Here is a 19,875-nt window from a genome sequence, read left to right on the forward strand (position 1 = left end):
CTCCTTATTTAAAGGACCGTTCAGCGGAATCTGCAGGTATTTTATGATCGATGGGCGATGGTTGATGTCCACTCTTCAACCAACCTGCCTAATCGGCTACCGATTGCCCCGCTGGCAAATCCAAATTGGCTAATGTTTCAAGAAAAGTATTGCACCACCAATGTACGTCCTGTTCTTTGATGCGACGTAGCAATACTTCGTGTCGATTCTGACGTTCCTCCAGAGGCATTTGCAAGGCTTGTTGAATGACTTGCGCAGTGTGCTCAATATCATAGGGATTGACCATCAAGGCTTCTTTAAGTTGCTCTGCCGCTCCGGCAAATCGCGACAAAACCAATACCCCCGGATCTGAGGGATCCTGGGCGGCAATAAATTCCTTTGCGACCAGATTCATGCCGTCGCGCAACGGTGTGACCAGGCCAACACGACTGGCGCGATATAAGCCAGGCAACCGTTTGCGCGCAACCGTACGATGGATGTAACGAATCGGCATCCAGTCCAACTCACCAAAATCACCGTTAATGGAACCGCACAAATTTTCCATTTCCGTGCGAATATTGGCATAAGCATCAACATCCTCCCGACTTGGCGACGCAATTTGAATCAACGTCGCGCTGTTCTTATTCTCAGGAAATCGTGTAAGTAGTTCGCGGAATGCGCGAATACGTTGTGGCAGTCCCTTGGAATAATCCAGTCGATCAACGCCGACCAATAATTGGCGGCGAGAATATTCCTCTCGCAATCCGCGGAACATTTGATTACCTTCTTTGGTTTCCGCCATACGAGTCAGCTCACCGACATCGATACCAATCGGAAATGAGCCCGCTTGTACCGTACGATCAAAGGCGCGGTAACGTCCATCGGACAACACTTCTGCGTGTGCTTCACTTTGCACATAGTGGGAAAAATTTAAAAGATCGGCGTCACTTTGGAAACCCAACAGATCATAAGCAAAGAGCGTACGCATCAACCATTCCTGATGCGGAATTGCCGCCGTAATAAGTGGTGGTGGCATGGGAATATGCAGAAAAAATCCCATACGATTGCGGCATCCCATAGCGCGTAAATTTGCCGCTAGAGGAATAAGATGATAATCGTGTACCCAGATTTGATCGTCCGGTTTCAGCAATGGCAGCAACTTGCGCGCAAACAATTCGTTTACCCGACGATAGCCCTCTGCGAAACCCGGTTCATAATTCCCCAGATCCAGCCGATAATGAAACACTGGCCACAACACACCGTTAGCGTATCCAAGATAATACGCATCGTGATCCTTACGACTCAAATCAACCGTCACCAGCGTGATATTGCCTGCTTCCTCTGTATGGAGCTTACCTTCCCCCTGAACTCCGCCCTCAGCTTCTTCGATTATTTTTCCGCTCCAGCCAAACCAGAGAGCGCCAGTTTGTTTCATACTTTCCCCGAGCGCTACCGCTAGGCCTCCAGCAGCAGGCTTACGCGGATCGGCAACCCGATTTGAAACAATAACGAGACGTGACATAGTTTTCCTTAGAGGCTTAAATTGCAGTATCCCATGGAGCAGAAAGCCGCACAGCACAGTTAATCAGTCCTACCATTGAGTAGGTCTGAGGAAAATTTCCCCACATTTCACCAGTAACCGGATGCGTATCTTCAGACAGCAATCCCAAATGATTGCGCGCCTTCAGCATCGTTTCAAAAATTTCACGCGCCCGCTCTTTACGGCCAATCCGCGCCAACGCGTCAATCCTCCAAAACGTGCAAATATTGAATGCAGTTTCAGGTTTCCCAAAATCGTCCGGTGCCTCGTAACGGCGCATATAAGGACCATCGCACAAAGAGCGCTCCAAAGCGTCAACGGTAGCGATAAATCGCGGATCCATCGGATCGATAAAATTCACTTCGGCCATCAGCAAAACGCTGGCATCCAAATCACGTCCGCCCAGACTTTCGGCAAAAGCCTGCCGTTCTTCGCTCCACGCATCGCGCAATAGGTGTTCACGAATAATCGTGGCACGCGCCTCCCAATGTGCAGCGCGCTCGGTCAAACCAAGCGCATGCGCGATTTTGGACAGTCGGTCGCAGGCGGCCCAACTCATCAATACCGACGAGGTATGTACCCGCGCACGGGAGCGTAATTCCCACATGCCGGCGTCAGGCTCGGCATAGACTTTAAAGGCTTGTTCGCCAACTGCCTCAAGATTGATAAACTCGGCAATACCTGCGCGATTGAACAGGCGCTGATCGAGAAATGCCTGAGTCGCCCCCAAAATGATATTGCCGTAAACATCGTGTTGATAATGTTCCTGCGCCTGATTGCCAACACGAACGGGTGTATGACCACGATATCCTGGCAAATGATCGACGATCAACTCTGGCAGCATCTCTTCCAGCCCGATTCCGTACAACGGCTGAATATGACCACCTTTAGAACGCGCCACAACGTTGGTCAGCCAGCGCATGTAATCTTCCATCGTGCCAACTTCGGACAAACTGTTTAGCGCGCGCACGACAAAAAATGCATCGCGCAGCCAGCAATACCGATAATCCCAGTTACGACTGCTTCCTGGTGCCTCGGGAACGCTGGTCGTCATGGCTGCGATGATCGCACCAGTATCCTCATATAACGACATTTTGAGCGTGATCGCCGCCCGAATAACAACGTCCTGCCATTCCAATGGCACAGCAAGGCGTCGGCTCCATGTACGCCAATAACGAATCGTTTCTTTTTCGAACATGCGCGCAGTATCTTCGATCCCTTCCGCCAATGTCTCGTCAGGGCCAAGCAGGAAGTTTGCGGTTTGATCCAGTACAAAAAACGATTCTGTCAGGATGTAACTGAGTGAAGTGTCGGTATTGAGGCGCAGTGTGGTTGCGGCCCCGACATAACGTATGTGATGACTACCTTGCGTGACGGTGGGTATCTGCCTTCCCCAGTCAAAACGTGGTCGGAGCCTCACTCTAATGCGTACTGCGCTATCTAACGGACGCACGCGACGAACTAACATGAGTGGTCGATACATGCGATCCCGACTCATAAAACGCGGCGCTACGTCCGTGATTTCGATGCCGCGCCCGTCAGTATCGAATAATCGGGTGTGCAACACAGCGGTATTTGGTTCGTAGAATTGCTCGGATCGGGCAAAATTCTCGATTTCAATACTCCACAAACTGCCATTCTCGGATTCATCAAGCAAAGCGTTAAACACCGGGTCACCGTCAAAGCGTGGGAGACAACACCACACCATGCGCCCCATCTCATCTACCAATGCGCTTAACGCGCAATTTCCAACAACCCCGCAAGCAAGCGTCGATGTACTGCGTTTTGGATCATTGATGGGCGCTGATGATTCAGCATAATTTTTTGTCATATCAACATCCTTTGGATAATATCTGAGCCAATTGCGCAACACTGGCCAGCTCGGCACGCAATGCGCGGGGTGACGCGATGCGATAACGTGCGACGCTGGCGCCTTCGCCTATTTTGATTCCTATCCCGCCCACTTGTTGTACATAGGCAAAGCCAATCTCGTCAGTTGTATCATCGCCGGCAAACACCGGACGCGTGCCAGCAAAAGGCGACTCGGTCAAAAAATCGCGAATGGCAGTGCCTTTGGTGATGGTTGCAGGTTTCACCTCAAACACCATTTTTCCATGCAACAAAACCATGCCAGGACAATCGCGAAGCGCAAAGAGCAGTTCTGATTCACAGAGCGCCTCAAGCTCGGGGGCTTGACGATAATGCAATGCAAGAGTCCCGCGTTTTTGCTCCACACGCAACCCTGAATAACTCGCGGCGAGACGCACCGCGCAGGCCTGAACGGCAGAAAATGTGGGAGTAGTCGCGTAATGTAAAACGCCGTCAGCATCGCGACGTTCTATGCCGTGTACACCTGCGACTGGTAATATTAACGGTGCGAGCATCGCATCAATCTGCGAAATAGGACGGCCTGACACAATCGCCAAGCGTCCATCGAGATGATCACGGATATGCTGTATGGAATCAATTAATTCTGGTATGACAACGACTTCTTCTGGCGTGGGCGCCAGATCGACAAGGGTGCCGTCGAAGTCGAGAAAAAGAGCGCATGCGCCCAGATTGCCTAAGTTAAATGTTGATTGCGTATCTATAAGTTCCGTAGGATCTGCGTTTTTCATTTCTGGATGATCCCAGTGAATAGAGCGAAAATGGTAACCCTTGTAACGTGGTTGCGGTTAAATGGAATTGCCTGAAGCTGCGCTGAACTGCGCGAAGCAAATTGCTATTTTCGTTAAAAAACCACATCGGCGATGCTTGTTCGCTAAAAAAATATGCAAATTACATCACTTCAGTTCGAGCAGCTTTTTGATAGTTTAGTTCACAATTATTTTGGAACGGCTGCTAACAGCGGATAAAAAGAGAAAGACAAAGAGAAAAAACATTGCTGGCCCTTGGTCTAGCCAGACACTTGCCGATTGAGAAGCTACTTCATTAAATAGAGTGCCAGCGAACAGAAAGCGCTAACCACATTTGCGAACTACGATGCCATAAGGATACCGCAGGAAGCAACAAAGTGCTGGCCACTCACTATTTAAGATAAATCGATTAGGCGTGCGGTAGAAGTGCGCGCCAACAATCTCGGTAGTCTGCCAATCCAGCCAGTTCCGTCGAAAGCGGCGTCGACTTGGTTACCGTTCCGTCAACAATATCCAGCGTAGAAGGCCAATGTTGCAACATCCATCCGCCGCACGTCGTACCGCTGGAATCCTCTGAAAAAGACACTGCTTGTTGTGGGCGTAATATCCCAAGCAAGGCCGAGAAGAAGGGGTTATCAGTAAAACTGCCCTCCACCACTATCGGCCCCGCAGATTTCAGCGCGTCCAAACAATAATCCGTCATCAGCACGCAATACAGCGTAGCAAGCGCATAGCGCTCTTCATCTGACTGTGGCAAGGTTCCGCAGATGGTGCCGTTCTGCCCCGAAAAAGGGCCGCCGGACTCCGCAAAACAAGGCAGCGCCAACGTATTTTGGTTGAGCAGATGCTGCAAGTCATGGAGGCTGCATAATGTCGGTTCTGAACCAGCAATTGCAGAAAATTCGCGGCCGCCCATAAAGCGCATACAGGCCACGGGATCGCCTAACGCGTTGACATTGGCCAGCATGTCGGATCGCTCATTCAAACCATCAAGCGACGCACCCAAGGCGGCAACAATAACCCACGTGCCAGTTGATAACACCGATCGTTGCGTTGTATCCCCCACTGCTCCAAAATACCGCAACAGCGATGCATTGCTATCATGGATGCCACACAGAATCTTGCAATCGGTCGGCAAGCCAGTCCGCGATGCCAAATCGCCATGCAATGGGCCGAGTGCGGTCCATGCATCACGCATCGGCGGAAAGCGTTTTTCCCAACCTAACCGCCTAACCAGCGAGGAATAACCACCCGCTAACGGTTGCCACAAATCAGTGTGACATCCAAGCGACGTTATTTCGCTTGCTGCGATACCAGACAATCGCCACGCCCAATATTGCGGATAATTCAGGATGTAGCGTGCGCGAGCAAACTCAGCCGGATAGCGACGTGATAACCAAAATAGTTGACGCCCCAGATTTAATCCTGCGCCCAGATTAGGTGAAAACGTTTCGGAAAAAGGCGGTCGTACGCTCTCGTAGTGCCAATCACATTCCTGCGGCAACACAGACTCATAATCCAGCACCGGCAACACCAATCCAACGGCGTCGACTAGCGCAGCGGTAGCACCATGGGTAACGGGGACGATAGCGAGAATATGTGCGGTGTGGGAAAATACTTGCAACGTATTGAGCAACCAATCCCAGATGCGCTCAGTGTCATGGTGCGGATAAGGCCCACTATGGACGATGGCATTGGCACAACGTTGCTCAGCGAGTGTCTTGCCGCTGGCATCCAGCAACGTCAATTTGACATTGGTTTTGCCGATGTCCAAAACAACGGTTGCGTTGTTGATGCGCTTAAAAGGCTTGATGAGATTGTCGGAAGGCATAGTTCAGGACAATAAAGATGCTGTAATCGCGCATACAAGCATTGGATAACAATACTATCAACTCAGGCCAGATCGAGTCATGGCGGCGTTTGTATTCGCGGACATTTCCAACCTTGAACTGCATTTTGAAGGCAATTATTTCCATCGATTGTTAGTAATTTTATTTGCGCAGCAAGCGCGGCAATGCAATGGTGATCAGCAGCAGCAGGCCGACAACGATTGTCATAATAATCCCAGGAATATTGGCTAATGCCAACCCGTACGTGACCATACCAAGTGTCAACACGGCTAGAAACACGCCGCCAATACTACCCGCGCCACCAGCGATACTGACGCCACCCAAGATCACCATAGTAATGATTTCAAGCTCCCATCCAAGCGCAATGTTGGGGCGCGTGCTGCCAATCCGTCCAGTCAACAAAAAACCTGACAGACCAGCCATTGCGCCCGTCAACATAAACAACGCCAAACGGTAACGATTCACAGCGATCCCAGAAAATCGTGCGGCAACCGGATTATTACCGATAGCGTACATTTTCCGTCCCCAACTGGTGGCATGTAGCAGGACCGCAAACACTATCGCGAAAACAAGTAACACCACAAACTCACGCGGAATCACCTCGAAGAAATATCCTTGTCCCCAATCCACCAACAATTGCGGATAACCGGTAAATGCCTGATCACCCAAAATTACACTGGACAAGCCGCGAAACAGAGATACAGTCCCGATCGTGACCACAATGGAGGGCAACGCAAAGCGGGTAACCAAAAATCCATTTAACAATCCACACGCTGTGCCAGTCGCAATAGCGACAAACAGCAATCCCGGCGCTGGCATGCCATAGTGATGCGCAAGACCCATTGCCACTGACGACAAGGCGAGTATGCCCGAGACTGAAATATCAATCTCCCGACAGATGATGAGCAACGCCATCGGCAATGCAATCAACGCCTTCTCACTAAAATTAAACGTACTATCTGCGAGGTTATAAAAATCAAAGAAGTGCGGCAACAGAAAGCTATTCGCAACAAATACCACAACAAACAGGATCGCTAACAGCGTTTCCCAGCGCGCCATTACGCCGCCTATCCTAAAGCCTTGTCGGTCCTGGATGGTGTAACGGGATGTCGCTGTCGAAGGCAATGGCGCCGTGTTCATCGTACTCACACTGTTTCCCTTACTGTCGATTGGCCGGATTGAACGGATGGAGGCGGTTGCCGGGAAGGATCAAGCGACTGCAGCGACAATATCTGTCTACCGTTTTTGGTATTGCCACGGGCATTGATCACCACGGCGGTCAGAATCACGATACCGGTCAATGCGCTCTGCCAGAACGGCGATATCTTTACAATCGGCAAAGCGTTATTGATCACCGATAGGAATAAGGCACCCAACACCGCACCGGCGACACTACCGACACCGCCCGCAATACTGATACCACCAATTACACACGCTGCAATAACGGTGAACTCAAATCCATAAGCGATTTCGGTATACGCTACGGCATAGCGCGCAACCCACAAATATCCGCACAGACCGGCCATCATGCCCGAGAGTCCGTACGTCCAAAGTAAGCGTTGAGAAATCGCAATACCGACGTAGCGCGCAGCCACCGGTTGATTGCCGATGGCATATAAGTCTCTTCCAAAATGTGTGTAGCGGGCAATAAACCACATGACGATAATCGCAATCGCTGCCAACCAAACCAGATGCGAGACACCAAGAAAATGGGTCAGTGGAAACGCGATAAACGCTGCGGGCATTTGCCGCGACGACACCCATGCACCGCCGGAAAGCACGAATACTAGGCCACGATAGACGCTCATCGTGCCTAAAGTAACGACAATCGGCGGTAGATTCAGATAACCAATCAGCCAACCGTTAATCAAGCCCAGAAACAGACCAATACCAAGTGCCACCAGAATGATCACTGCCACCGACAAATCAGGGAATTTGGACGCCAACAGTGCCGTCATCATTCCCGATAGCGCAAGATTTGACGCAATCGACAAATCAATACCACGCGTGACAATGACGAACATCTGGGTCAACGCCAGCATCACCAATAACGTGCTATCGGTCAGCAGATTAGACATGCTCGAGGCACTCAGGAATATCGGCGCACGCAACCCGACCACACCAATCAGTAACAAGATCAGCAACGCCAGCAGCGCTTCACGATTTTTTAGTAAGCGCATACAGTTTCCTCTGCGGAATACGCACTACCGGATGCAGTGGCAACCACGTTTTCGGGTGTCGCTTGGGCCCTCGTAAATATTTTTTTGATGTGACCTTGGTGCATGACCACAATTCGATCAGCCATACCCAGTACTTCCGGCAATTCAGACGAGACCAGAATCACCGATAATCCCTTCGACACCAGTTCACTGATAAAAGTATGGACCGCTGCTTTAGAACCAATATCAATCCCCTTGGTCGGCTCATCCAGAATAATCACCTTTGGATCGGTCGCGAGCCATTTTGCCAGCACCACTTTTTGTTGATTGCCACCGGATAGTTCCGATACCATTTGGGTAAAATGCCCCGCCTTCAATTCCAGCTGTTCGCTAAAATGACGTGCAATAGCCGTTTCTTTGGCACGTCGACCCGACAGAAAAAAACCAATTTTGGATAGGATCGGCAATGTGATGTTGTGGACAATTGGAAGCGATAAATGTGCGCCCTGATGCTGCCGATCCTCCGGTACATAGGCGATTCCATGGGCAATAGCGTCGCTGGTGGAATGGATAGTAATCGCCTTTCCGTGCAGCTTCACCGTACCGGTAACCTCAGGCGTCAGTCCAAATAGCGCCTGCATGACTTCAGAGCGCCCGGCACCCACCAGACCATAAAAACCGACAATTTCACCTTGTTGCACCGAAAAGTTCACTCCGTTAAATTCGGTCGGATGACAAAAATTTTCCACCTCAAGTATTGTCGGACCTAGCGCAACTTCAACTTTTGGAAAGACCTGATGAATCTCACGGCCGACCATCAACGCCACCAATTCCGGCTCGGCAATATCGGCAAGCGCGCCCGCAGCCACAAAATGGCCGTCACGTAATACCGTGTAACGATCAGCCACTGCGAAAATCTCATCAAACTTATGGGAGATAAAAATAACCGCCGTTCCGGCATCGCGCAATTGCCGGATGATCCGATACAGTTCGTGAATTTCGCGTTGCGACAATGACGCAGTGGGCTCATCCATAATGACTACACGCGCGTTTTGCGAGAGTGCACGGGCGATTTCAACGAAATGGCGTTGTGCAACGCTCAAATCTTTAACGCGAGCGCGCACCGGCAAAGTGACTTCCAGACGTGCGAATAATTTTTCCGCTTCTGCCTCAATGAAAGCCCAATTAATCCGGGGTGGGAATCCATGTTGCGGCTGACGACCAATAAAGATATTTTCCGCCACAGTGAGTTCATCGAACATGACGGTTTCCTGATGAACCGCTGTGATACCTGCATGCATCGCCGCCTGGGGATTGGCAAACGAAACCAGTTTTCCAGACAGATGGATCGTGCCGCCATCGGCTTGGTAAATCCCGGTCAACGTCTTCACCAGCGTCGATTTTCCAGCACCATTTTCACCAATCAGCGCCATCACGTCTCCGGCGCGGACCGTTAGTCCTACATCATCCAGCGCAACAACGCCATGAAAACGTTTGCAGATACCGGATAACGTCAGCACCGGCGGTGTATCGGACGACGTCAGATCGGATCGCGTCAGATCGGATCGCGCCAGATCGGATGGCGCGGGATAAGTGTTTGGCGCAGCGTTCAAGGGCATATTCATTTCATAAATAATAGGGAACAAGCGCCGCGCCTGATGCAACTATGCGAGCGTTTCGAGCAGCGCAAGACAATCAAACCTCATCCTGTGAACGTAGTTGCAGCTAATACTGCAACCACTGTTCAGAAACCCCTACACTACGACGTTATTGCATAATATTGATGCGCACGGCAAAATCGATAAGCCCGATTTGATTGTCAAAATATTTTGGCAAACTTGTCGACGTTATCTTTATCGTAGGTAAATGGCGGCGCTAACGCAGCTTCATTGTTAACATCAAGCGTAATCTTACCCATCCGTCCGACCGCGATACTCGCACCCGGTTTAGAAACGGCTTTTCCCTTGACGAAATCGTAAGCAGCATAGGTCGCCGCATAACCGAGATCAATTGGGTTCCAGATCGCAAAGCTTTTCACCGCCCCACTCTTCACATGACCAGCCATTTCAGACGGCAAACCGAGTCCTGTGACAAATACCTTGCCAACCAAATGTTCATCCACCACGGCTTTACTGGCTGCATTGATACCAACGGTAGTCGGGGCAATAATCGCCTTCAGATTTGGATTGCTACGCAACAAGCCAATTGCTTCTCGATAGCTCTTGTCTGATTGGTCATCGCCATAGACGGTCGCAACCAGCTTTATCTTCGCGTACTCGGGTTTCGCCAAGACCTTTTTCATTTCGCCAATCCAAATATTCTGGTTGGTTGCCTGAGCGGTGGCCGACAGAATTGCCACTTCACCGGCTCCGCCAATCGCGTCAGACGCCATCTGAATTTGTTTCAAACCGATCAATTGCGCATTGGATGGATTGAGTTGCATCAACCGCCCATCTTTTGCGATACCGCTATCAAAAGAAACCACTTTGATACCGCGTTGCATCGCTTTTTTAGTAATCGGCACCAGCGCGTTGGCATCATTGGCTGAGATCACGATAGCGCTTACTTTTTGGCTGATCAGAGAGTTGATGATCTCAATCTGGCCTTCCGCTGTTGGCGTGGTTGGGCCGGTATAAATAATCTCAACATCCCCAAGTTCTTTCGCGGCCTCTTTTGCGCCCTCATGGGCAGCGTCAAAAAAACCATTGCCGAGGCTCTTTACCACCATCGCGATCTTTATTTTTTCGGCCGCCTGGACGCTGTTCACCAAGCCGCCGATCATGCCGACGGTCAACGCGGCGAGCAATATTTTTTTTAGTTTCATTGCGATGTCTCCTGTGATAAATACGACTGTGGACCGAATGTCTTCCAGCCTTGTTAAATCAATGTTTTTTGGGGCAATTTTGTTGAATCAATCCTGCATTGCATTCATCGGTACTTTTTCCGGCGTCACGGTAATCACCTTCACACCCGCCTGTTCCAGCATCTGGATCGCGGCATCTGACGCGCCCGTATCGGTGATGACGCAAGCCACGCGGTTAAGACCGCATAAGATCAATCCTGCTTTGCGTGCAAACTTTGAACTGTCGGCCAGTACAATCAATTCTTCGGTCTGACTGATCAGGCGCTTTTCGGCCTGAATCAAAAGTGGATCGACCTCCATCAAACCCAGCATCGACAATCCGTAGACGCCCATGAACATTTTTGCCGCGTAGTGATGTTGGGTAATATCGTTATCGAATGGACTAAGGATGACGTTTTGCTCACGGTAGACCTTGCCGCCCGGCAGAATGATTTCATTTTCGCTCGACATTAATAGGCGCTCTGCCATCAAAAACGAATTAGTCAAAATTTTCAGGCGTTTTTCGGCAAGAAATTCCACCATCATGTAAGTCGTTGTGCCGCCATTGATAATGATGGTTTCGCCAGCGGCGCACATGTTTGTGGCATATCTGGCGATAGCGCGTTTTTCTGCGGAAAAACGTTCTATATTGTTTTGAAAGGTTTCGCCAGACAAGGCAAATGCACGTTTTTTTTGCGGCAGATTCTCTGCCCCGCCACGGGTTCGGGTCAACAGATTACGTTCAGCAAGCCAGGCGATATCGCGCCGCACGGTCGCTGGCGACGAATTCAGCCAATCAACCAATTGCTCTACGCTGACCGTGTTGTGCTCGGCGAGTAACTTCAGCAAGCCTTTACGGCGCTTGTGGTTCACCATTCACGCACCATCGCTGATCGGCCACAGCGCATCAGCGCATTTTGGTATCGCCAACTTATTCACCACTTTGTCTCCTGTTTGGACTCATCTCTTTTGATTGCTACATCAAGTTGCAATCAACAGGACGATCTCTTTGTCGGTAAAACAGACTAAGCATTTGAGAAATGTCTGTCAATCACCAATCAATCAACTCGATGATTATTTACACTTCAGTCAAACCATTGATTACATTCCCGACAACTTCATGCCAACATCAATCAACATCGTGATTAATTCAACTTCAATCACCATTTTGAGCGCCAAAAGATTGACAGTGATTAGTGCCTGCTTTCTACTAGTCGTCATTGCTCATCCCCTTTGCATTTTTAAAAAATCGATGTGATCAGAGCCTAATACATTAATAAATAGGCGTTACGCAGAACAGTCCCTTCAACGAGCTTGCGAACGCTGCCGACGCAGACAGTACGCGAGTACCAAGCCACGTTGGCGGCCAAGAAAGCACAACGTTGCTGGGGCGACTTTGCGTAACGCCTAAAGTAATAACAATAGATGATGGAGACTGTATGACTGAATTGATTGCCACCACGCCGCAAGGCCCGATCACCCCGATGTGGGATGATGCCACCGCTGCGACGCTCAGCGCGCCCGAACTCCTGTTATACCGCTCGAACCTGCTTGGTTCTGACATGCGCATTACCAACTTTGGCGGTGGCAATACCTCCGCCAAGATTGATATGACTGACCACCTTACCGGCGAGCAAGCCGAGGTTTTGTGGGTCAAAGGATCGGGCGGCGATTTGGGAAGTATCAAGCTGGACGGATTTTCCACACTCTATATGGACAAACTGCGTTCTCTCAAAAATCGTTATCGTGGCTTGGCGCTGGAAGATGAGATGGTCGCCTATTTGCCGCATTGCACCTTTAACCTGAATCCACGTGCGGCCAGTATCGATACGCCATTACATGCCTACATCGACAAAAAACATGTTGATCATATGCATCCGGATTCTGTGATTGCGATTGCCGCCTGTGCCAATAGCCGAGCACTGACTCTCAAAGTCTTCGAGGGTGATTTGGGTTGGTTGCCATGGCAGCGGCCCGGTTATGATCTCGGGCTAAAGCTAGAGGCGTTATCAAAAGAACAGCCGCACCTAAAAGGGATCGTTCTGGAAGGACATGGTTTATTTACGTGGGGCGATACATCTAAATCCTGCTACGAGATTACCTTAGCCATCATCAAACGCGCAGAAGACTGGTTGGCAGCCAACAGCAAACAACCGGCTTTTGGCGGTAGTAAGTTCACGCCACTTGTGGCCTCCGAACGTGCCGATCTGGCAGCGCGTCTGATGCCGCTTTTGCGCGGCAAGATTAGTCAGGATGAATATAAATTAGGCCATTTTGACGATAGCCGGACTGTGCTCGATTTTGTGTGTAGCACTGATTTGTTGCCGTTAGCAGCGCTCGGAACGTCATGCCCGGATCATTTTTTGCGCACCAAAATCCGCCCGTTTGTGGTCGATTTTGACCCAGTCAATCCCAATTTTGAGCGATTATTGGCTGGTCTGGACGATGCATTGTGCGCCTATCGTGCCGAATACCTCGCCTATTACGCCCGCTGCAAACGCGATAATAGTCCGGCAATACGCGATGCCAACCCAATCATTTATTTGATTCCTGGGGTTGGTATGCTGTCCTTCGCCAAAGACAAAGCCACAGCCCGCATCGCTGGGGAATTTTATGTCAATGCCATCAACGTCATGCGCGGCGCAAATGGGGTCGACACTTATGTCGGCTTGCCAGAGCAGGAAGCCTTCGATATCGAGTATTGGTTACTGGAAGAAGCCAAGCTGCAACGCATGCCCAAACCAAAAAGTCTCGCGGGACGCATTGCACTGGTCACGGGTGGTGGCGGCGGAATCGGTCAGGCGGTTGCGCGCCAGCTGTTACAAGAAGGCGCTTGCGTCATGCTGACCGATATCGATGCCGAGGCGCTGACACAAGCCGAACAAACACTGATCAAGGTCGCCGGACGCGATTACGTCGCTAGTATCTGCGCGAATATCACTAGCGAGCAAGATATTGATATCATCCTCAGCAGCACGGCGCTCCGCTTTGGCGGCATTGATCTGCTGATCTCTAACGCGGGAATCGCTTCATCCGCGCCGCTAGAAGACACTACGCTGGAAATGTGGGAGCGCAATCAATCGATTCTGGTGACAGGCTACTTTCTGGTTAGTCGCAGCGCTTTCCGCATGATGAAAGAACAAAAATTAGGCGGCAGCATGGTATTTGTCGCCAGCAAAAACGGCTTAGTGGCATCCGCTGGCGCATCGGCATATTGCACCGCCAAAGCAGGTGAAATCCATCTGGCGCGTTGTATTGCACTGGAAGGCGCTGCGCATGGTATCCGTGTCAATGTCGTCAATCCTGACGCCGTGATCCGTGGCTCGCGGATCTGGGATGGAAAATGGAAAGAAGAGCGTGCCGCCTCGAACAAAATTGAATCAGGCGATGTGGAAGAATTCTATCGACAACGCAGTATGCTTAAACGCAGCGTCCTACCCGAAGATATCGCCGAAGCAGTGTATTTTTTGGCCAGCGATAAATCGGCCAAGAGTACCGGCAACATCATTAACGTTGACGCGGGAAATGCGGCGGCGTTTACACGATAAGGTAATAAGGCGAATGCGCCCGAATCGCCAGCATATTAAATATACATAACCAGCAGCAGGCGCTAATAATTGTTGCCTCGGTGCTGAAAATCAGGAGACATGATGAATGCAATGATCGATACCGGCCGGATTGCCGAACACAATACCAACATACAAAATAATCTTCAAGCTGACTATGAAGCACTCGGTGGCATGCTGGCACGGCGCGGACAAGACATTGAAAAATTGACCGCATTAGCCCAAACTTTTGCAGTCGCGTTACCGAGTTGGGGCGTAGGCACCGGCGGTACGCGTTTCGCACGTTTTCCAGGAATTGGCGAGCCGCGAAACGTGTTCGAAAAGATGGAAGACTGCGCGGTGATCCATCAATTAACGCACGCTACACCGACTGTATCACTGCATTTTCCCTGGGATAAAACGACTGATCCTGCGGCTCTGCGAGAAATCGCAAGCGGATATGGCTTAGGTTTTGACACCGTTAATTCGAATACATTTCAGGATCAGGCCGGGCAAGCGCATTCGTACAAAAATGGCAGTCTGACAGCAAACAATCCTGCCGCACGCGCTCAAGCGATTGCACACAATATCGACTGCATTACGTTAGGGCGGGCCCTCGGTTCTAACGCGCTTACAGTCTGGATCGGTGATGGCGCAAACTTTCCCGGCCAGCACAATCTACGCGGCGCGCTCGAACGCTATCTGGATAGCATGCGCGAAATCTACAGCGCATTGCCATCCGACTGGTTGGTCTATATTGAGCACAAATTATTTGAACCGGCTTTCTACGCCACCACTATCGCCGATTGGGGTACTAGTTTTGCATGCGCGACCGAACTGGGACCGAAGGCAAAATGCCTTGTCGATCTGGGTCACCACGCGCCCAATACCAATATCGAAATGATCGTTGCCCGCCTTGCACAGTTTGGCAAATTGGGTGGTTTCCATTTTAACGATAGCAAATACGGCGATGACGATCTGGACTCGGGCAGCATCAATCCCTTCCAATTATTTTTGATCTTCAACGAGTTGGCGGATGTTGCGCAACGCGAGGGGGCATCGTTTAAACCATCGTATATGCTCGACCAGTCACACAACGTAACCGATCCGATTGAAAGTTTGATGAGCAGCGCCATTGAAGTACAGCGGGCGTTTATTCAATCTGCCATCGTTGACCGCACGGCGTTGCAGCATTATCAGGAGCAAAACGACGTACTCCAATCGGCACAAACCTTGAAACATGCATTCCGTACCGACGTCAGTCCTATTCTGGCAATGGCACGGTTCCGCTCGGGCGCGACAATCGACCCCATCGGCTGCTACCGTTCAACCGGATATCGCGCACAAAAAGGCCAACAACGACCACCGAAGGCAGGGATCAGTAGTAGCGGTATTATTTGAGGCTCTAGAATTCAATCCCGGCATCAGGTTCCCAGGTTCGCAACCCCGCAGCGCCTCTAATGTCCTGCCTCAGCGTATAAAACCAGGCGCGCGGTAACGTCCACGAGGAAAGCTAAAGGTCGGTCAACGGTTTGTTACTCTAACCTGAAGCCAACTTTGATCGTTACCTGATAATGAGAAATCTTGCCATCCACAATATGACCTCGGGTTTCAACGACTTCGAACCAGTCCATATGTTTAACCGTCAGCGCCGCCTTGGTAATCGCATCACGTATTGCATCATCGCTACCAGTTTTTGAGGTCCCGACCAACTCGACCAGTTTGTACGTATGGGTAGACATGGTAATTTCCTGTATTGACTATGGTTGAGTTGGGATATGACATTCGCTCGCATATCGCTTTAGCTTCCATCATAGTAGTCAAATGATTCATTTTCCATAAAAATCATAAAACTTAATAGTTCCTCAAACTTTCGCCGCGCCGATACTTCACCAGCCTTACTAGCAGACAGGCCTAACCATTTACTTCGCGCTCTTTATCCCATCCCTCTATTCGCTGAACAGCGTTCGCATCGCCACCTCTCAAACCAACCGGTCGGCTAACGACTGGGGGTAACCCGCCATACGACATTGCCAACGTCATCAGCGACCAAAAGCGCGCCCGTGCGGTCGACCGCCACGCCAACCGGGCGGCCCATCGCATCACCCTGCGCAGTTACAAAACCGGTAAGAACGTCTTCAGGTGGACCAGCAGGATTTCCGTCAATAAAGGGGACAAAAATCACTTTGTAACCGCTCCTGGGCTTGCGATTCCAAGAGCCGTGCTGGCCGATAAACGCTCCGCCAAAAAAATGCTTCGGCAATAAATTACCTTCATAGAAAGCAAGCCCAAGGCTGGCCGTATGCGCACCTAGCGCATAATCTGGCGCAATCGCTTTATCCACCATATCAGGCCGCGGCGGCTTCACTCTCGTATCCACATGCTGGCCATAATAACTATAAGGCCATCCATAAAAACCGCCGTCCTTCACCGAAGTCATATAGTCCGGCACCAGATCGCTGCCAAGTTCATCGCGTTCGTTGACCGCCGTCCACAGAGCACCACTGTGTGGTTGCCAAGCTAGACCATTCGGATTGCGTAAGCCCGAGGCGAAGATGCGCGAGCGACCTGTTTTGGCATCAACTTCCAGGATGGCGGCGCGGTTGACCTCGTTTTCAAGTCCGTTTTCGGCAACATTGCTATTCGAGCCAACCGTTACATATAGATGCGAACCATCCCGACTTGCGATCACGTTTTTTGTCCAGTGATGATTGATCGGCCCTCCGGGTAAATCAATCACTTTTACACCTGGCACCGTAATTTGTGTTTCGCCAGTGCGATAGGGAAAGCGCCATAGGGCATCAGTCGTAGCAACATACAAATCGGTGCCAACCAATGTCATGCCAAAGGGAGAATTCAATCCTTGCAGGAACACCGTTTTTGTGGCGACCACGCCGTCGCCATTTGTATCGCGCAACAGGGTGATGCGATTAGCGCTCGGTACGCCAGCACCTGCCCGTTTCATGACAAGCCTCATGATCCAACCCTTAATACCTTTGCTATCGTCGGGCTTGGGCGGAGCGTTGGTTTCTGCCACCAGCACATCACCATTGGGGAGTACATACAACCAACGCGGATGATCAAGGCCGGTGGCAAGTGCTTTCACTGCAAGGCCAGCGCCGGCCTGCGGTACTAGGCCAGCAGGCCAACCCGTAGCTGGCGCTATATTGACGGTGGGCAATAGCGTCACATGCGGTGCCGGGATTGTCGGATGTGGCCCCATATCCGCCTGTTCCGGCAATGTCGCCACCTCGCCACAAGCGCTAAGATGCATGACTAAAACACAAATGGTCGAGGGTGCAATAAAAGGATAGCGCATGTAAAGTCTCCAGGTATCTGTAGATTCTATCAAAAAATATTTTACTGCAAGGTTTGCATGTATGCGGTCAGTATTTCGATGAAAAACGCGATAAACCTGTAAGACAGGACCTGATGTACAAGGAGAGCGAGGAGGTCTATATCGATCCGGCTCTTTGTTCCGCCTGCATTACTACGCCAAACGGTCATAAAAACGTTATAACCTGGACCCGATAAAGAGCGCACAATAAGGACCATGACTTAGTTGCAATAATGCTGAAATCTCATCTGTTGGAGGCGTTTATGTTCAATAAAATCCTGGTCACTTACAACGGCACGCCAGACAGTCGCTCGGCCTTATACGAATGTATTCAACTCCATCCGCCTGCTTCGACTGAAGTCCATTTGCTGGCCGTCATCGAACTGTCGGCGCATGGAATGGCGGGAGGTTATTGCCCGGAAGTGGCTTTTGCAAACAGGACTCAGGTCATTAAAGAAGAATTGGAAGCGGGTAAAGCATTAATGGTCGCCGCTGGACTGCGTGTGGCAACTCACCTTCAGACTGGCGAACCGATTGATGTGATCGGCTCAATGGCAGAAGCGTTAAAAGTCGATCTTGTGATCGTCGGGCACTCTCGCCGCAAAGCGTTTTCCGCCCGTTGGTGGCGCGGATCGACGGATGCTTTGCTCGTCGAACGGGTCAAATGCAACGTGTTAGTGGCTGTTCAAAGCGCCCTATAAAACCCTAAAGCACATTTTTATTTTTATTTTAAAATTAGGTTGTGACGCTCGAATGACTTAGCTTTAAGTTAGAGCAATAAACCCGAAACACTAAAGCCAAATCATAAGGCTTATTTTTTCTTTCAGCGATACCATCATGGACCATCGCTGTGCGTCTCAAACGTCGGTTAACGTCCACTTCAACCCACTAGGTGAATGAACTTATCCTTTGCCTTAACTTTAGGCGCCGCGCGCTATATCTGCAATGATTTCATATGACCGAAGCCGTGCGGCATGATCGAAAACGTCCGAGACGATCATCAATTCGTCCGCACCAGTCATTGAAATTAACCTTTCCAACCCTTCGCGTACAGTCTGTTTCGAGCCGACAACCGAAAAAGCCAGCATATGCGATGCTTGCGCTTTCTCTGCACCTGACCAATAAGTCTCAATATCATCGATTGGTGGCTTGCTCAAACCTCGGGCACCGCGAAACATGTCGGTAAAAGACATTTGTTGCGTCGTCGCCAGACGCTGCGCTTCGGCGTCGGTCTCGGCGGCAATAATATTGATACCCACCATCGCATGCGGCGATGCCTGTTGAGCAGACGCATGAAATTGCGCCCGATAAGCTTGGAGCGCGGCCTCAAGTGAATCCGGCGCAAAATGCGATGCGAATGCATATGGCAAACCCAGTTTGGCAGCAAGTCTGGCACCAAATGTGCTCGATCCCAAAATCCAGAGAGGCACTTCTGTGCCTACGCCTGGTACCGCGACAATGCGTTGGCCCGGTTCAGCTGGCGCGAGAAAAGCCTGAAGTTCGAGTACATCCTGCGGGAATTCTTCAGCGCTCGCAGAATCGCGGCGCAGCGCACGCGTAGTAATCTGATCAGTGCCCGGCGCCCTTCCCAGTCCCAGATCAATGCGCCCCGGAAATAATGATGCAAGCGTTCCAAACTGTTCGGCAATAAGGAGTGGAGCGTGGTTTGGTAGCATGACGCCACCAGCGCCCACGCGAATCGTGCTGGTTCCAGCGGCAACGTGCGCAATCGCGACAGCTGTTGCAGCACTGGCAATACCAATCATATTGTGATGTTCGGCCATCCAAAATCGGCGGTAGCCCCAACCTTCAGCGTGGCGTGCGAGATCTCGCGCATTGTCGAGCGCGGTGCGGGCGGTGCTACCTTGCGTAATACGGACCAAATCGAGGATCGAAATGGGGATCATGGGTGTGTCCTTATCTAACTGCTTATGCGGTCTTTGAGTATAACCTTTCTGCCGATTTTGATTTGGCGGAGGCCAGTCTT

The 19,875-nt window shown here is 50.7% G+C and carries 16 protein-coding genes; 3 read left to right on the forward strand and 13 right to left on the reverse strand.

All coding sequences use genetic code 11. The features are described 5' to 3' along the window. Positions 1-88: 88 nt before the first annotated feature. The 10 genes from otsA to RGU75_RS20255 all read right to left on the reverse strand — a co-directional run bounded on the left by otsA (position 89) and on the right by RGU75_RS20255 (position 11,882). A complete protein-coding gene (otsA, locus tag RGU75_RS20210; RefSeq protein ID WP_322239057.1) occupies positions 89-1,501 on the reverse strand; it encodes an alpha,alpha-trehalose-phosphate synthase (UDP-forming) in 1,413 nt (470 codons plus the stop codon). A gap of 16 nt (positions 1,502-1,517) precedes the next feature. Then, positions 1,518-3,350 (reverse strand): glycoside hydrolase family 15 protein, encoded by a 1,833-nt coding sequence (locus RGU75_RS20215; protein ID WP_322239059.1) that lies wholly within the window; start codon positions 3,348-3,350, stop codon positions 1,518-1,520. 1 nt (position 3,351) lies between these two features. Next, positions 3,352-4,137 (reverse strand): trehalose-phosphatase, encoded by a 786-nt coding sequence (otsB, locus tag RGU75_RS20220; RefSeq protein WP_322239061.1) that lies wholly within the window; start codon positions 4,135-4,137, stop codon positions 3,352-3,354. Between the two features lie 427 nt (positions 4,138-4,564). Beyond that, positions 4,565-5,986: an FGGY-family carbohydrate kinase gene (locus RGU75_RS20225; RefSeq protein ID WP_322239063.1), complete on the reverse strand. Its 1,422-nt coding sequence runs from the start codon at positions 5,984-5,986 to the stop codon at positions 4,565-4,567. After that, positions 5,955-6,131 carry an L-rhamnose mutarotase gene (locus tag RGU75_RS20230; RefSeq protein WP_322239065.1) on the reverse strand — a complete coding sequence of 59 codons (177 nt, stop codon included), beginning with the start codon at positions 6,129-6,131 and terminating at the stop codon, positions 5,955-5,957. The genes RGU75_RS20225 and RGU75_RS20230 overlap by 32 nt, the downstream gene beginning before the upstream one ends. 15 nt (positions 6,132-6,146) lie before the next feature. Then, positions 6,147-7,145: an ABC transporter permease gene (locus tag RGU75_RS20235; RefSeq protein WP_322240683.1), complete on the reverse strand. Its 999-nt coding sequence runs from the start codon at positions 7,143-7,145 to the stop codon at positions 6,147-6,149. Between the two features lie 5 nt (positions 7,146-7,150). Further along, positions 7,151-8,185, reverse strand: a complete 1,035-nt coding sequence (locus tag RGU75_RS20240; protein ID WP_322239067.1) for an ABC transporter permease — start codon at positions 8,183-8,185, stop codon at positions 7,151-7,153. Then, complete coding sequence (locus RGU75_RS20245) at positions 8,173-9,783, reverse strand: sugar ABC transporter ATP-binding protein (protein WP_322239069.1); 1,611 nt, start codon at positions 9,781-9,783, stop codon at positions 8,173-8,175. The genes RGU75_RS20240 and RGU75_RS20245 overlap by 13 nt, the downstream gene beginning before the upstream one ends. Before the next feature lie 200 nt (positions 9,784-9,983). After that, positions 9,984-10,988, reverse strand: coding sequence for a rhamnose ABC transporter substrate-binding protein (rhaS, locus tag RGU75_RS20250; RefSeq protein WP_322239071.1), 1,005 nt, complete (start codon positions 10,986-10,988; stop codon positions 9,984-9,986). Positions 10,989-11,075: 87 nt separating this feature from the next. After that, positions 11,076-11,882, reverse strand: a complete 807-nt coding sequence (locus RGU75_RS20255; protein WP_322239073.1) for a DeoR/GlpR family DNA-binding transcription regulator — start codon at positions 11,880-11,882, stop codon at positions 11,076-11,078. Positions 11,883-12,445: 563 nt separating this feature from the next. On the opposite strand from RGU75_RS20255, the gene RGU75_RS20260 reads away from it, so the two are divergent. Further along, a complete protein-coding gene (locus tag RGU75_RS20260; RefSeq protein ID WP_322239075.1) occupies positions 12,446-14,554 on the forward strand; it encodes a bifunctional rhamnulose-1-phosphate aldolase/short-chain dehydrogenase in 2,109 nt (702 codons plus the stop codon). A gap of 102 nt (positions 14,555-14,656) precedes the next feature. Beyond that, positions 14,657-15,952 (forward strand): L-rhamnose catabolism isomerase, encoded by a 1,296-nt coding sequence (gene rhaI, locus RGU75_RS20265; protein WP_322240686.1) that lies wholly within the window; start codon positions 14,657-14,659, stop codon positions 15,950-15,952. A 134-nt stretch (positions 15,953-16,086) separates the two neighbouring features. On the opposite strand, the gene RGU75_RS20270 is transcribed toward rhaI, so the two are convergent. Then, positions 16,087-16,293, reverse strand: coding sequence for a dodecin (locus tag RGU75_RS20270; RefSeq protein ID WP_322239077.1), 207 nt, complete (start codon positions 16,291-16,293; stop codon positions 16,087-16,089). A 257-nt stretch (positions 16,294-16,550) separates the two neighbouring features. Further along, entirely contained in the window at positions 16,551-17,870 is a 1,320-nt protein-coding gene (locus RGU75_RS20275) for a sorbosone dehydrogenase family protein (RefSeq protein ID WP_322239079.1), read from the reverse strand. Positions 17,871-18,151: 281 nt separating this feature from the next. Here RGU75_RS20275 and RGU75_RS20280 point away from each other — a divergent pair, with 281 nt between their 5' ends. Further along, positions 18,152-18,589 (forward strand): universal stress protein, encoded by a 438-nt coding sequence (locus tag RGU75_RS20280; RefSeq protein WP_322239081.1) that lies wholly within the window; start codon positions 18,152-18,154, stop codon positions 18,587-18,589. Between the two features lie 219 nt (positions 18,590-18,808). On the opposite strand, the gene RGU75_RS20285 is transcribed toward RGU75_RS20280, so the two are convergent. Continuing rightward, complete coding sequence (locus RGU75_RS20285) at positions 18,809-19,795, reverse strand: LLM class flavin-dependent oxidoreductase (RefSeq protein WP_322239082.1); 987 nt, start codon at positions 19,793-19,795, stop codon at positions 18,809-18,811. Between the last annotated feature and the right edge of the window lie 80 nt (positions 19,796-19,875).

The sequence above is a fragment of the Glaciimonas sp. CA11.2 genome (genome assembly GCF_034314045.1).
In the GTDB taxonomy this organism is placed as follows: domain Bacteria; phylum Pseudomonadota; class Gammaproteobacteria; order Burkholderiales; family Burkholderiaceae_D; genus Glaciimonas.

What these genes read in the sequence shown, in the direction of transcription:
- rhaI (WP_322240686.1), top strand. Translation starts at nt 14,657, where the DNA reads ATGAATGCAATGATCGATACCGGCCGGATTGCCGAACACAATACCAAC.
- RGU75_RS20235 (WP_322240683.1), bottom strand. Translation starts at nt 7,145, where the DNA reads ATGAACACGGCGCCATTGCCTTCGACAGCGACATCCCGTTACACCATC.
- RGU75_RS20255 (WP_322239073.1), bottom strand. Translation starts at nt 11,882, where the DNA reads ATGGTGAACCACAAGCGCCGTAAAGGCTTGCTGAAGTTACTCGCCGAG.
- RGU75_RS20260 (WP_322239075.1), top strand. Translation starts at nt 12,446, where the DNA reads ATGACTGAATTGATTGCCACCACGCCGCAAGGCCCGATCACCCCGATG.
- RGU75_RS20245 (WP_322239069.1), bottom strand. Translation starts at nt 9,783, where the DNA reads ATGCCCTTGAACGCTGCGCCAAACACTTATCCCGCGCCATCCGATCTG.
- RGU75_RS20215 (WP_322239059.1), bottom strand. Translation starts at nt 3,350, where the DNA reads ATGACAAAAAATTATGCTGAATCATCAGCGCCCATCAATGATCCAAAA.
- RGU75_RS20280 (WP_322239081.1), top strand. Translation starts at nt 18,152, where the DNA reads ATGTTCAATAAAATCCTGGTCACTTACAACGGCACGCCAGACAGTCGC.
- RGU75_RS20230 (WP_322239065.1), bottom strand. Translation starts at nt 6,131, where the DNA reads ATGGAAATAATTGCCTTCAAAATGCAGTTCAAGGTTGGAAATGTCCGC.
- RGU75_RS20285 (WP_322239082.1), bottom strand. Translation starts at nt 19,795, where the DNA reads ATGATCCCCATTTCGATCCTCGATTTGGTCCGTATTACGCAAGGTAGC.
- otsB (WP_322239061.1), bottom strand. Translation starts at nt 4,137, where the DNA reads ATGAAAAACGCAGATCCTACGGAACTTATAGATACGCAATCAACATTT.
- RGU75_RS20225 (WP_322239063.1), bottom strand. Translation starts at nt 5,986, where the DNA reads ATGCCTTCCGACAATCTCATCAAGCCTTTTAAGCGCATCAACAACGCA.
- RGU75_RS20275 (WP_322239079.1), bottom strand. Translation starts at nt 17,870, where the DNA reads ATGCGCTATCCTTTTATTGCACCCTCGACCATTTGTGTTTTAGTCATG.
- RGU75_RS20240 (WP_322239067.1), bottom strand. Translation starts at nt 8,185, where the DNA reads ATGCGCTTACTAAAAAATCGTGAAGCGCTGCTGGCGTTGCTGATCTTG.
- RGU75_RS20270 (WP_322239077.1), bottom strand. Translation starts at nt 16,293, where the DNA reads ATGTCTACCCATACGTACAAACTGGTCGAGTTGGTCGGGACCTCAAAA.
- rhaS (WP_322239071.1), bottom strand. Translation starts at nt 10,988, where the DNA reads ATGAAACTAAAAAAAATATTGCTCGCCGCGTTGACCGTCGGCATGATC.
- otsA (WP_322239057.1), bottom strand. Translation starts at nt 1,501, where the DNA reads ATGTCACGTCTCGTTATTGTTTCAAATCGGGTTGCCGATCCGCGTAAG.